General features: G+C 59.3%; 15 protein-coding genes (1 of these 15 running past the window's edge). 5 read left to right on the plus strand and 10 right to left on the minus strand.

The features are described from left to right. The first annotated feature begins 3 nt into the window (after positions 1–3). The gene (gene modB, locus AC2FNC_RS11805; protein ID WP_480476900.1) at positions 4–696 is read left to right on the plus strand and encodes a molybdate ABC transporter permease subunit; all 693 of its coding nucleotides are present in this window, start codon (positions 4–6) and stop codon (positions 694–696) included. Further along, positions 693–1,793, plus strand: coding sequence for a molybdenum ABC transporter ATP-binding protein (gene modC, locus AC2FNC_RS11810; protein ID WP_480518616.1), 1,101 nt, complete (start codon positions 693–695; stop codon positions 1,791–1,793). Before modB ends, modC begins: the two co-directional genes overlap by 4 nt. 2 nt (positions 1,794–1,795) lie before the next feature. Here the strand turns inward: modC and AC2FNC_RS11815 are convergent, their stop codons facing one another. Together AC2FNC_RS11815 and AC2FNC_RS11820 are read right to left on the minus strand one after the other, a co-directional pair. Continuing rightward, on the minus strand, positions 1,796–2,722 hold the full coding sequence (locus tag AC2FNC_RS11815) for a Hint domain-containing protein (protein ID WP_496715431.1): 927 nt from the start codon (positions 2,720–2,722) through the stop codon (positions 1,796–1,798). Further along, a complete protein-coding gene (locus tag AC2FNC_RS11820; protein ID WP_480518620.1) occupies positions 2,723–3,235 on the minus strand; it encodes a toxin-activating lysine-acyltransferase in 513 nt (170 codons plus the stop codon). Between the two features lie 182 nt (positions 3,236–3,417). Between AC2FNC_RS11820 and AC2FNC_RS11825 the strand changes: the two genes are divergently transcribed. After that, positions 3,418–3,825: a hypothetical protein gene (locus tag AC2FNC_RS11825; RefSeq protein WP_480495565.1), complete on the plus strand. Its 408-nt coding sequence runs from the start codon at positions 3,418–3,420 to the stop codon at positions 3,823–3,825. Between the two features lie 3 nt (positions 3,826–3,828). Here the strand turns inward: AC2FNC_RS11825 and hemF are convergent, their stop codons facing one another. The 4 genes from hemF to clpS are packed head-to-tail and all read right to left on the minus strand — an operon-like array spanning position 3,829 to position 6,908. Next, positions 3,829–4,713 (minus strand): oxygen-dependent coproporphyrinogen oxidase, encoded by an 885-nt coding sequence (gene hemF / locus AC2FNC_RS11830; RefSeq protein WP_480495567.1) that lies wholly within the window; start codon positions 4,711–4,713, stop codon positions 3,829–3,831. A 5-nt stretch (positions 4,714–4,718) separates the two neighbouring features. Then, a complete protein-coding gene (locus AC2FNC_RS11835; RefSeq protein ID WP_480475342.1) occupies positions 4,719–5,519 on the minus strand; it encodes an SDR family NAD(P)-dependent oxidoreductase in 801 nt (266 codons plus the stop codon). Positions 5,520–5,556: 37 nt separating this feature from the next. Beyond that, the gene (locus AC2FNC_RS11840) at positions 5,557–6,522 is read right to left on the minus strand and encodes a class I SAM-dependent methyltransferase (protein WP_496715433.1); all 966 of its coding nucleotides are present in this window, start codon (positions 6,520–6,522) and stop codon (positions 5,557–5,559) included. 44 nt (positions 6,523–6,566) lie between these two features. After that, entirely contained in the window at positions 6,567–6,908 is a 342-nt protein-coding gene (clpS, locus tag AC2FNC_RS11845; RefSeq protein WP_480475346.1) for an ATP-dependent Clp protease adapter ClpS, read from the minus strand. A gap of 93 nt (positions 6,909–7,001) precedes the next feature. On the opposite strand from clpS, the gene AC2FNC_RS11850 reads away from it, so the two are divergent. Next, positions 7,002–7,703: an HAD family hydrolase gene (locus AC2FNC_RS11850; RefSeq protein WP_480518624.1), complete on the plus strand. Its 702-nt coding sequence runs from the start codon at positions 7,002–7,004 to the stop codon at positions 7,701–7,703. Positions 7,704–7,982: 279 nt separating this feature from the next. Continuing rightward, positions 7,983–9,377, plus strand: coding sequence for a D-alanyl-D-alanine carboxypeptidase family protein (locus tag AC2FNC_RS11855; protein WP_480475350.1), 1,395 nt, complete (start codon positions 7,983–7,985; stop codon positions 9,375–9,377). Positions 9,378–9,432: 55 nt separating this feature from the next. Here the strand turns inward: AC2FNC_RS11855 and AC2FNC_RS11860 are convergent, their stop codons facing one another. The 4 genes from AC2FNC_RS11860 to AC2FNC_RS11875 form a co-directional block, all read right to left on the minus strand. Beyond that, complete coding sequence (locus AC2FNC_RS11860) at positions 9,433–10,680, minus strand: hypothetical protein (protein ID WP_496715435.1); 1,248 nt, start codon at positions 10,678–10,680, stop codon at positions 9,433–9,435. 150 nt (positions 10,681–10,830) lie between these two features. Next, positions 10,831–11,592 (minus strand): LamB/YcsF family protein, encoded by a 762-nt coding sequence (locus AC2FNC_RS11865; RefSeq protein ID WP_480625495.1) that lies wholly within the window; start codon positions 11,590–11,592, stop codon positions 10,831–10,833. A 12-nt stretch (positions 11,593–11,604) separates the two neighbouring features. Continuing rightward, the gene (locus AC2FNC_RS11870) at positions 11,605–12,603 is read right to left on the minus strand and encodes a 5-oxoprolinase subunit C family protein (protein ID WP_496715437.1); all 999 of its coding nucleotides are present in this window, start codon (positions 12,601–12,603) and stop codon (positions 11,605–11,607) included. Beyond that, a protein-coding gene (locus AC2FNC_RS11875) for a 5-oxoprolinase subunit B family protein (RefSeq protein ID WP_480475358.1) crosses the window boundary here: on the minus strand, positions 12,600–12,733 show its final stretch. Its footprint extends 616 nt past the window's final position; 134 of the gene's 750 nt are visible here — the last part of the coding sequence; the start codon falls outside the window, past its right edge; the stop codon is at positions 12,600–12,602. The genes AC2FNC_RS11870 and AC2FNC_RS11875 overlap by 4 nt, the downstream gene beginning before the upstream one ends.

The raw sequence follows: 12,733 nt of genomic DNA on the forward strand, positions 1-12,733 counted from the left end.
GAGTTGGAGTGGTTGGGCCCCGCTGAAGCTGAAGCGCTGAAGCTGTCGCTGCGCGTGTCGTTCTGGGCGACGCTGGCCACTTTGCCGTTCGGCATTTTTGTTGCCTACATTCTGGCCCGCTGGCGGTTCCCCGGGCGGCAGGTTCTGAATGGTCTGGTGCATTTGCCTTTGATCCTGCCGCCGGTAGTGACGGGGTATCTGCTGTTGCTGACTTTCGGCATTCAGGGGCCGTTGGGGCGGTTTTTGGCCGAGTTCGGCATTGTGGTCGCCTTTCGCTGGACTGGGGCCGCGCTGGCCGCAGGTATCATGGCGTTTCCGCTGATGGTCCGGGCGATACGTCTGTCGATCGAGGCGGTTGACCCGAAGCTGGAACAGGCTGGGGCGACGCTGGGGGCGTCGCGGCCTATGGTGTTTCTGACCGTAACCTTGCCGATGATCCTGCCCGGTGTCATCGCCGGGGCCATTCTGGCCTTTGCCAAGGCCATGGGTGAGTTTGGGGCCACGATTACATTCGTGTCGAATATTCCGGGACAGACGCAGACATTGCCATCGGCTGTTTACGCCTTTTTGCAGGTACCGGGGGGCGAGGCTGCTGCAACAAGGCTGGTCCTGATCTCGATCGTCATCGCCATGGGCGCGTTGCTGCTGTCGGAATATGTGGGACGGCGCGCCGCCGCGCGGGTGGCCGGATCATGAGCTTGTCTGTTCGTTTGCACCATCAACTGCCGGGGATCGATCTGGAGGTCAGTTTTGACGCCCCATCCGGTGTGACCGTGCTGTTCGGGCGTTCCGGGTCGGGCAAGACCACGATTGTCAACGCGGTGGCCGGATTGCTGCGGCCGCGCGCGGGCAGGGTGGCCGTGGATGACTGGGTGTTGTTTGACACCGATAGGGGGCATTGGCTGCCGCCGCACCGGAGGCGGTTGGGCTATATTTTTCAGGAGGGGCGGTTGTTCCCGCATCTGACCGTGCGCCAGAACCTTGCCTATGGCCGGTGGTTCGCCCCTAAAAGCGCGCGGCGGGAAGACCCGGAAAAGGTCATCGAGATGCTGGGGATCGGCCACCTTCTGAACCGCCGTCCAGCCGGGTTGTCAGGGGGCGAAAAACAGCGAGTGTCGATAGGCAGGGCGTTGCTGGCCAGCCCGCGACTAATCCTTGCAGATGAACCGCTTGCGGCGCTGGACGAGGCCCGCAAGGCGGAGATCCTGCCCTATTTCGAGCGTCTCAGGGATGAGGTGTCTGTCCCGATCCTGTATGTGACCCACTCGGCCGACGAGGTGGCCCGTCTGGCCACATCGGTTGTCGCTTTGCAGGATGGCAGGGTCGTCCGCCACGGCCCCGCGTCCGAGGTTCTGTCTGACCCGACTGTGGCACCGGCAGGTGTGCGCGCAATCGGTGCCGTGCTGGAGGTGCAGGTGCTGAAGCACCACACCGACGGGTTGACCGAGCTGAACGCAAATGGCGCGCGTCTGTTTCTGCCACGTATCGGGCAGGAGGTCGGCACGCATCTGCGAATTCGCATTCCGGCGCAGGAGGTGATCCTGTCCGTCCAAAAGCCCGAGGGTCTGTCGGCATTGAACGTGCTCAGCGGGACGGTCGACTCGATTCGGTCGGGCGAAGGTCCCGGTGCGATCGTGTCGGTCAGGACACCGGCGGGGACTGTTCTGGCGCGGGTCACGCGCCGGTCGGTTGCGGCGTTGAACTTGCAGCCGGGCAGCACATGCCATGCCGTGATCAAGACGGTTGCGCTGGCCCCGCAGAATGTCGGTGGCCGCATCGGTACCGGCACCTGACCTCAGGCAAGTGCGCGGGCTTCGTGTTCCAGCAGGATAAGGCGTGCGGCGCGTCCAAACCCCTGATTTCCAGAGCGGGGACGGTCGGGAAATATTGCGGCCAGTTCCTGAAGCGCGTCGGATGAAAGTGTATGTAGCGCCTCTTCCCCCAGAAACAGGCTTTCTGCTTGTGCTCCATCCGCCGAAAGGATTTCGTGCCGATCCAGCAGGATGTGCAAATACTCGACCGTTTCAACCGAGGTATCGAGCCCTATTCCATGCCATCGGCACAGGTGCTTGGCGGCAACCAGCGCTTCGGCGGTTCCGAAAAGCAGCTCAACCCAGGGGCCCTTCACCAGAATACGGTGCTGCTGAGACACCAGCAGGTCTCGCGCGGGGGTGTTAGGCCCCAGACTGCCTGCCGAGATGCGAACGGGCCGTATCGCAGGTTCGGTGCGCAATCGGTCGGGCGGGATCGTGCTGCTTTCGATCCAACGAACAGGTTGCAACCCGTGATCGGCTGTCGCCACCTTGTCCCCGACGTTCAGGGACTCGATGGCACGGGGACCGTCCTCAGCCTCGATCAGGGTTCCAGCTGCGAAACAGACGCCTTCGATCCTTATGACCACTTCGACCGGATCCGGAGAGCCGGTAAACGGAAGTGTGACAGGACCGGTTTGCGTTGTCCCTGAGACGCTGATGAAGAAGGAGTCAAAGACAACTTCACCATTGTCGAGGCTGTCGAAATACGTCGGATCGACCGTATAGGTCCACTCTCCGGTATTTGGGTCTATCGTCGCGGTGCCGTTGGCAGGAGGTGTCGCAATCGTCCAGGTTTGGGTCAGCGGCGTGAAGTTTCCGTTGTTCAGGGTGGGTTGCCCCATCGCCACATTGGGTGGGGACCCGGTCACGTCGCCGGTCAATTCACCAGTGATCGGAACTGAAACCAACTAGACCTCGCCTTGTTGCAACACCCGCTCAAATTCCTTTTTTCGGTACAGGCGCATATGAACCTCGCCTGCTTCGTCCCGCGTCCATTCGACAATCCGGTTGCGTGTCATGTCGCTGTCCATTCGGTTGGTGCGCACGCGCGGATGCGGGATCTCTTGCTTGAGGATATCAACAATCTGACTGGTCTGTCCAAACGGCGCGACAAGGTCGATGATCCAAAAGGATGACCCGCTGGTAAAATCCTTGTCCGTCAGAAAGGTTTCTTTCACCGCATAGCGATACTCGGCCTCGGGGCTGAGACCGGCAAAAGTGACAAATCCGCGGGGAAAGCCATTCTGTCTGAAGATCTGGTATTGGCCCAGACGAAACGGGGTTTCGAACGCATAAAGAACCTGCGCAAGGTTACGTTTCTGGTGCGTTTTCGTAAGCCCCGCGAGATAGAACATCGCACCCAGATCCGCATATTTCTCAGGCGGGAAATCGAACCAGTCTTTTGGAAAGCTCTTGGTCAACGGAATTGCCGATAGTTTGATGTGTTATAAATGCTTTCGGGTAGTGTACTCGTTTCCGGCGATATGAATAGTGGGAATTCCCCAAATAACTGTGTCCGCGTAGCTGGTGTGCCCCACTTTACTCGTAGGGTGTCGTGGTTATGCTATCGGTATTGGTGCCATTGTTTTGGGATATCTGGATCATGCGTTTTCTCAAGCCATTCATCGCTGCCACATTTATTTTAGCGCCTGCGGTGGCCGGGGCCGTTGGGTTCGGCCTGTCAGTCCGGCCGCAGTTCCGTACCGAGATCACGCCCTTGCCGAACGGCGTTTACGAGGTGAAGGCTGTCGGATCATCCGCGCCTGTCAATTATTGGTGCGGGATCGGAGATTATGCCATTCGCACACTTGGCGTTCCGAACTCGCAGAGGATCTATATCTGGCGGGCGTATGAACCCGGCGTGCGAACAGTGCAGTTCTCCATGACCCCGCCGCCGGGGGCCGATACGAAACCCGGCTATTCGATCACGGTCAAGAAAGTCGGGGCAAACATGTCGGCGGTGTCGGCACAGAACTACTGCTACGACAATTTCATCACGGACCCGTTCTAATCGTCAGACCCATTTTGCCATCGGCGGCAAGCTCATCAGAACGGCATCCGGGTCATGCCCGGTTTCCAGACCGAATTTTGTGCCCCGGTCATAGACAAGGTTGTATTCCGCATAAAGGCCGCGATGCACCAGTTGGGTGGTCTTGTCCGCCTCTGAGAAGTTCTGAACGCGGCGCTTTTCAACCAAGGGCAGGAAGGCGGGCAGAAAGGCTCTGCCAATATCCTGTGTCAGGGCGAAATCCGCCTGCCAGTCACCGGTGCAATAGTCGTCCATGAAGATCCCGCCGACGCCGCGCGCGCGTTTGCGGTGAGGGATGTAGAAATATTCGTCGGCCCAGTCCTTGAGGCGCGGGTAATGGGCGGGTCCGTGCGGGTCCAGATGCGCCTTTTGCGTGGCGTGGAAATGCGCGGTGTCCTCGCGATACTCGATGCAGGGGTTGAGGTCCGAGCCGCCACCGAACCACCAGGCATGGGGTGTCCAAAACATGCGTGTGTTCATGTGAACCGCCGGGGTATGGGGGTTCTGCATATGGGCCACAAGGCTGATCCCCGACGCCCAGAAGCGCGGGTCTTCGGTCATTCCGGGGATGCCTTTGCGCGCCGCCATTGCCTGTTGCGCACGTTCGCCCAGCGTGCCGTAGACGGTCGAGACATTGACACCTACTTTTTCAAACACTCGCCCGCCGCGCATGACCGACATCAACCCGCCGCCCGCGTCTGACCCATCGTCCGACTGGCGTTTGGTTTCCTTGACCTCGAACCGCCCGGGTGCGGCATCGGCAAACGGCCCGTTGGTGTGGCTGTCTTCGAGGGCTTCGAACGCTGCAACGATGTCATCGCGCAATTGGCGAAACCAGGCGGAGGCGGTAGATTTTTCTGTTTTGAACATGGGTCTTAATGTGCAGGGGCCGCGACCGGGTCAAGCAGGGTACGGCCACCGTCGATTGTCAGGATCTGCCCGGTGACGAAACCGGCGGCATCAGACGCAAGATATTGCGCGGTTTCCGTCAGTTCCGTGGCCGAGGCGATACGGGCCAGGGGTGTGTGCTTTTCGATATCGACGCGGTAATCGCGATTGTCCTTGAGGGTCGATTGCAGTGATGCGCTCATGACCGAACCCAGCGCAATCGAGTTGACGCGGATCCGCTTCGGAGCCAGCGCGACCGCAAGAGATCGGGTCAACTGGTCCAGTGCTGCGGTCGAGACGGAATAGGCCATCAGATCGGGGTGGGTCCGTCGGGCCGCGATCGAGGACAGGTTGATGATCGTCCCTGCCGGGTTTTCGAGATCGCCGTCGGCCTGCTTGATCATGCGCTTTGCAACCAGTTGGCTGAGCCGCAAGGCGGGCATCAGGTTCTGGTTCAGCAGGGTGCGCATCGAATCGTCATCCGGATCCAGCGGATCAGACGGGATCACTTGCCGTGCACCGTTGACCAGAATATCCACCTGGTCGAACGCATCCAGCGTCGCAGATAACAGGTTGGCAATGGTCAGCTTTTCGCGCAGATCGCCCGCAAAATATCGGATATTGCTGTCTTCGGCTTGTTCTCCAAGTTCGTCGATCAGGCGTTTTTCGTCTATGTCGGCAAACATGACATTTGCGCCCGCATCCGCGAAATGCCGCCCGATGGCCAGGCCGATGCCACTTGCCCCGCCCGTTACGATTGCTGTCTTGCCAGCGATGGAAAAGGACATCCGAATCCTCCTGAATTGGGGCGCAGGTTAACGGGCCTTAACGCCGAGGGCGAGAGGCCTGGAATACCTTGAACCGGTTGTCGCCGGCAATTTCACCGACCTGAGCGAAATGTTCGTTCAGTGTAGCTTCGTAGGGAAGGTGCCGGTTGGCGACCATCCAAAGGGTTCCGTTGCGTGTCAGATTGCGGGCGGCGGAGGTTATAAACCCTTGCCCCAAGGCGGGATCCGCGCTGCGTGAGGTGTGAAATGGCGGGTTCATCACAACGGTGTCGATAGGCTCCGGCGCGGTCCAGGATACGGCATCGCTCCAGTGAAAATGCGCCTGGGATTGGGTGACATTAAGCCGCGCGCAGGTCAGCGCCGCATGGTCCGCTTCGACCAGATGCAGCGAGGTTACCCCACCGCGTTTCAGGATCTCCGCAGACAGATATCCCCATCCCGCCCCCAGATCCGCCGCGCGGGGGCCAAGCCGGTCAGGCAAGGTCTTCAGTAACAGGGCCGAGGCAGGATCAACTCCGTCCGCTGAAAACACACCCGGTGCCGTGTAGTATCCGCCAACCATCTGCTGTTTCTGCGCGGCCCAGTCCACAAAGGCCAGATCATCGGCCTGAAACCAGAAAATCTTACCATGTGCTTTGGAAATCGGTCCCTCGACCGGAACCCGCTTGCGCACATCCTTCAATATGCTGTCCACACCATCGGTCTTGGCACCGTCGATGACAACCAGGCCGCTCGCCCGCGCACAGGCCTGTTGAATGAGCGACCGTGCCAGTGCTTTGGTGCGGGGCAGAAAGACAATTGCGTCCTGACAGGGGCCATCTGCGTCGGGCACCGTTTCAAAACCCTGCGCGGCGAAATGGTCGTGAAAGGGTTTGAAGGGCTGCACAATCTGCGCACCTTCCCCCAGAGCAGACAGATCATGATCCGGCGTGGGGCAGATCACACTAAGAGGGGGGGACAGCGTCAGGCCGTTTTGCAAGGCAAGTTCCAGACGAGGGGACATGGGCAATTCCGGCTGAGTGAAGGGAAAACGTCAGGCCAAAGGCCTTACTCTTCGCGTTCCATTGTGCATTGCAAAGGGTGCTGGTGCCTGCGGGCAAAATCCATCACCTGACCAACTTTGGTCTCGGCAATCTCGTGGCTGAAAACCCCGACAACGGCTACACCTTTCTTGTGAACGGTCAGCATGATCTCGAACGCCTGTGCATGGGTCATGCCGAAGAAGCGTTCAAGTACATGCACCACAAACTCCATCGGTGTATAGTCGTCGTTCAGCAACAGGACCTTGTATAAAGGCGGACGCTTGGTTTTTGGGCGTGTCTGTACCAGGACGGACGCGTCACTGTCGTCGTCCGGCTTGTCAGACATCATCCAGGTCATTTCAAGCATCGTGTGCAACTGTCCGATTCAGGCTTGGGGTTTATCTTGGCGCTTATATAACGTGTGCATGGCCGGTGAAAAGAGCAAGCGGACGTAAACAGGATGACGACCAAGCTGACGACAATCGGGTTCGATGCGGACGATACCCTTTGGCATAACGAACGGTTTTTTCAGCTGACGCAGGCTCGTTTTGCTGAACTCTTGGCCGATCATGCCAATCGTGATCACCTGATGGAGCGACTTCTTGCTGCTGAAAAACGCAACATTCAGCGCTATGGGTATGGCATCAAGGGGTTTGTCTTGTCGATGATCGAAACTGCGATCGAAGTTACCGAAAGCCTCGTTCCTGCGTCGGTCATCCGGCAGCTGATCGAAGCAGGGCAAGAAATGTTGGCCCATCCGATCGAGCTGTTGCCCCATGCCCGCGAGGCCGTCGAAGGTGTTGCCGATGCGTACCGGGTCATTCTGATCACCAAGGGCGACCTGATCGATCAGGAACGCAAACTGGCCCAGTCCGGGCTGGGCGATCTGTTCGATGGTGTCGAAATCGTATCCGAAAAGACCCCCGAAACCTATCGGTTCGTATTCGACCGTCACGGTGATGGCCCGACTGCCGCGATGATGATCGGCAATTCCATGCGCTCGGATGTCGTGGCCCCCATTCAGGCCGGGTGCTGGGGTGTCTATGTGCCCCACGGTCTGGTTTGGGAGGTGGAACATGCCGAAGCCCCTGTCGACAGCCCCCGATTCCGCGAGTTGAGAGATTTGGGCGATCTGGCCGATCTGCTGCGCGACCTGAAGTGATGTTGCCTTTTCGCCTCAGTTTCGCATAAACCCAGCCGCATCCTGACGAAGCTTCGCTTTTATCGCGCATCTGGTGGTCTTGATGGCTGTATCCGCAAGATATAGCCTCTGCCGGGACATGAAACGAAACCGCGAAAACCTCAGCTTTCGGTTTATTTCATTGGGTCGCTGTGATAGCCTTGGGGATAATAAAACAAACATTGCTGACCGGGAAAACCCGGCGGCGCGAGGCAGACAGAGGCAAAGATCGTGCAGATTCGGCGGACAGTTCCGGCCCGAATGGGCTTTTTCCTTATAGCGTTGCTATGTGTGCTGGCGTTTGCGCCGCTCAGGTCCATGGCGGCGCCTTATGCAGCTATGGTGATCGACGCCCGAACTGGCGAGGAGCTGCATTCACGCAATGCGGATGCGCGCTTGCACCCGGCCTCGCTGACCAAGATGATGACGCTGTATATCGCGTTTGAGGCGGTGCGAAACGGCGAGATCACGCTGGATACACCCGTTCGGATTACCCAGAAGGCAGCGGCCGAGCCCCCGTCGAAGTTGGGCCTGCGCGCGGGCCAGACGATTGCGTTCCGCTATCTGATCCGTGCTGCTGCGGTAAAATCGGCCAATGACGCGGCTACGGCGATCGGCATTGCCATCAGTGGCTCGGAAGCGGCCTTTGCCCGCCGCATGACCCGAACCGCCAAAGCGATGGGCATGAGCCGCACAACTTTCAAGAATGCGCATGGTCTGACTGAGGCAGGGCACCTGTCCAGCGCGCGCGACATGACCACGCTGGGACGGCATCTGCTGTACGATTACCCGCAGTATTATAACCTGTTCTCGCGCCAATCGACGGATGCCGGTATCAAGACTGTTCCCAACACCAACCGCCGCCTGCTGGCAGCCTATAAGGGTGCGGACGGAATAAAGACCGGATACACACGTGCGGCGGGGTTCAACCTGGTGGCGTCGGCCAAACGCAAGGATGAGCGTATCATCGCAACTGTCTTTGGCGGAAAATCCGGAGAGTCGCGGAACGCCAAGGTTGCGGAACTGCTGGATCTGGGGTTTCGCCTTGCCCCGTCGCGCGCACCCATTCGCAAGCCTGAGCGCCCGGTTTATGCGGGCAATGCCGGGTTGGGGGGCGATACCCAGGTCGCAGCGCTGAGCGGCGCACCGAAATCCAGCCTGCGCCCGCTTGGGCGCCCCAGCGCCGCGACACAGGTTGCAAGTGCGGTTGCGGCATCGGCAGACCAGAACAGCGACCGTATCAGCAGCGGCATTGCCGCAGCGATTGCCGAAGCGGATATAACCCCAGCCGCCCCACCAGTTGAAACATCCGATACCCGACCGGCGCTGCGCCCGGACAATCTGGTGCTGGCCTCGACCGAGCCCGTCAGCCAGCCAGAGCCCGAGCAGGAAGTGGTTACCCGCCTGTCTTCGTCCGGTGGGCATCTGTGGGGGGTCAATGTGGGCCGCTACACCACACGATACGAGGCCGAGAAGGTTCTGCTGAAAACGGCGCTGTCGGAGATGACCACGCTGGATGGCAGTCTGCGCAAGGTCAGTCAGAGCTCGCGCGGCTTTGACGCGACATTCCAAGGCATGACGCGGGAACAGGCCGATCTGGCGTGTCGCCGCCTGCAAGCCCGCAATGTCACCTGTTTCATGATCGGGCCATCATAAGGTCCGGCATATTCTCTCCTGTTGGGTCTGGGCTGCGGTCATCCGCAGCCTTTTTTTAATCGAAGACGTGACCGTGCTGATATTGCTCGTCCTGTCCCGCGGCGGCGGTCAGGGCGGCGACATTGTCCTTGGTGAAGAACCCGTCATACTTGTGACACCGCTCGATATATTCGGTGATCAGCAGCGTGTTCTTCGAGTGTTTTGAGAAGATCTGCTTCAGGTTCGGGTCGTCTTTGCATTCGCCCACTACATGCGCCAGGAACGGCACGCCCTTGTCCTTCAGCGTGTTCACGACAAAGTCGACATTCTTTTCCCCGGCGCCATGATCGCCATCCTTGATCTCGACTGCCATGTGATGCAGGCGACGGCCAAAATTGCGCACAAAATCTTCGGTCGGCATCGGCAGCTTGGCGAATGAGTTGACGAAGGACGGCGTGTTATTGGCCGTGAAAACCTTGGCCGGGGATTTCTTGTCATCATCCACATTGGCGTTGCGGTTCACGTTGGTTGATGAGTTCATGTCGAAGATGTTGTAGGCCCCCCAGAAATAGTAGGGCACCGTGGTCAGGAATTCGAGGATCGCATCCTCGCGCTCACCCGCCAGCACGCGCGTCGCCAGATGATCAATGCCCAGCATCAAAGGCGCGATTTTGCTGTCCGATCCGAAAGCGGCGGCCTGATCCAGCCGGGCTTGTTCCGCGTCACTCAGCAACACGCGATCACCAAGGCCCAGGCTGTCTGTGTCGTTGAAATCATGTGTCGAATATCCGACCCGGTTACAGGTGAAATCCGAAGGGGTCGTGAACCGGAAGCCGTCCAATGTGTAGAACGGGTTTTCGGTGTCTCCGGCATATTCGAAGCGGATGTTCTGATCCTCAAGCGTCCCGGTCAGCGCCTTCAGATCACAGGCCGCGAAAACCTCGCCAACATACCGCGTTTGGGGTGTGTTGCGGGCCAGCGGGTACATGCGATTGATGCGGGGAATAAAGTCTTCGAAACCCGGGCTGTGCGGGGCCATCACGATCAGCGCGGGATAGTCGGGATGCGAATGCAGGATCGAGAATTTGTGGGTCTGCCCCAGATAGCTGGCGGTGTGGCGATAGGGTGTCATGACGTAAAGCTCGACGAGGGTATCGAACAGCGCGTCGGTTTCGATCTGCATACAGATTGCGCGCATTGGCCCGACCTGATCGGCGATGCCCGAACTTGTCCGGCGCTCGTAGATTTTCGGAAGGTATTGCGCAAAGAAGTCCGAGTTCTTCTTGTCGCCCCGGGGTTGATAGGACATCAGATCAAAGGACATTCGACTACCTCCTTGCGCGGAACCCCGACCGGGGCGAGCTATCGTTTGAAATTGTAGGTTTTAGAACATGTGCTTGCCCGTCATGCTAGGCGCTGAGAGCTGTACGGGCAACAGTCGTGAAATTGGGTTGCCGACGTTAACGCATGATGTTCAGCGGGTGAATTTCGTGACCTCGACACCGCCCCCGATCAGGTTGTCGCGAACCGAGCGAGCGATTTGAACCGCGGTCGGGCCGTCTCCATGAAGGCAGATCGTGTCGATGGATGTTTCCAGCCGCTTGCCGCTTTCGGTGATGATCGCACCTTCGCGGACCATGTTCAGGATGCGCGGGCCTGCGACCTCGGCATCGTGGATGACGGCGCCGGGCAGGCTGCGGTCAACCAGTGTTCCGTCGTCATTATATGCACGGTCGGCAAAAATCTCGCCCACCCAGCTGCACCCGAGCTCACGCACGGCCTCTTCCTGTTTTGTCGCGGCCAGCACCATGACGATGATATCGGGATCAACATCCAATGCGCCCTGATAACAGGCGCGCGCCATATCGATATCGGCTGAACACATATTGGCCAGCGCCCCGTGCAGTTTCAGGTGCCGTACTTTGGTGCCAACCGCGTTGGCCATGCCGATTGCGGCCCCCAACTGATACCGGACCAGATTGCGGAGGTTGTCATGGGGCAGCTTCATGTTCCGCCGACCAAATCCCTGCAGATCGGGAAAGCCGGGATGCGCGCCGATGCCGACGTCGTTTTCGGCCGCCAGTTTCATCGTTGATGCCATCACATCCGGATCACCGGCATGAAACCCACAGGCGATGTTGGCCGAGGTGATGATTTTCAAAAGGCTTTTGTCATCGCCCATTTTCCAGGGGCCAAAGCTTTCCCCCATATCGGCATTCAGATCGACGCTTGGCATTGGCACATCTCCTTAGTCGGTGGCAGAGATCACTCCGCCGATCAATTGGTAGGACAACAGGTCCGGTATGTCATGGGGATCACGCACCAGCGCCTCGACTTTTGAGGGCAGGCGCGCAAGGTCTGACAGGAACGTTTTATGCATTTCTTCTGCCTGTTCCATGCTGACAAATTCGAACCGGATGTCGCCGCCTGCGGGTGTCTGTGCCGCGCGGGGCATATCGCATGGCAGAACGGTCGCGATACGAGGGTACCCGCCCGTGGTCTGACATTCCGGCAACAGGATGAACGGGTCGCCAGTACCGGTCATCTGGATATCGCCGGGGGTGATCACCTCGGACAGGATATTCAGCTGGCCTGAGGCAGCAAAGCCGTCGCCGTCGCTGTCCAGCTGCATGCCCATCCGGTTGGCGCGTGCGCCGCGCCGGAAATTGGTTTGGGCAAACCGTTCAAGTGTTGCGCCATCAAACAAAGGGGTCTGAAAGCTGGCAATCACATGCAGCACCCCGCCCGAAAACCGCTCGGCAGCAGCCAGTTTCATCCCGCTGTTGCCTGCATCCGGTCCACAGGTCAGCCTGTCACCCTGCTGTAGCGCCCGGCCTATCCGCGCTGTCAGATGGGTTGAGCGGGACCCCAGAAAAACCTCGGCATCGATACCTCCGCCCACATGCAGATAGCCATAGTTTCCAGCCAGCGTCGCCCCGATGACCAGCCTTTGCCCGGCGATCAGTTGGTGCGACGCGTTCCAGGCCACAGGGCTGCCATCAATGCTGGCCTGCATCCGCGCGCCAGTCAGGGCGATGCGCATGTTATGCGTCGCCTCGAACTCGCCTCCCATCCCGGCCATTTCCAGCGCCGCAAGTTTTGGGCTTTGATCCAGCAACGCCGCCCCTTCGTGCAAGGCCAGAATGTCCGCCGCCCCCGACCGGGACAGCCCCTGATCCAGATAGCCTGTGCGCCCCTGATCCTGAATGGTGCAGGCCGGGCCAATCCGGTGGACGATCAGGCTCATGGTGCAATCTCCTCACAGGTTGCGCCGCCTGTGCCGTCCTCGTTGTTGGCCTTGATGTGTTCCAGAACGTCGCGGGAAACGGGCTTGAACAACAGCTCATCGCCGGGTCTAAGGGTAAAGGCCTCGGCCC

The organism is Ruegeria sp. BHSA123, from assembly GCF_059613425.1.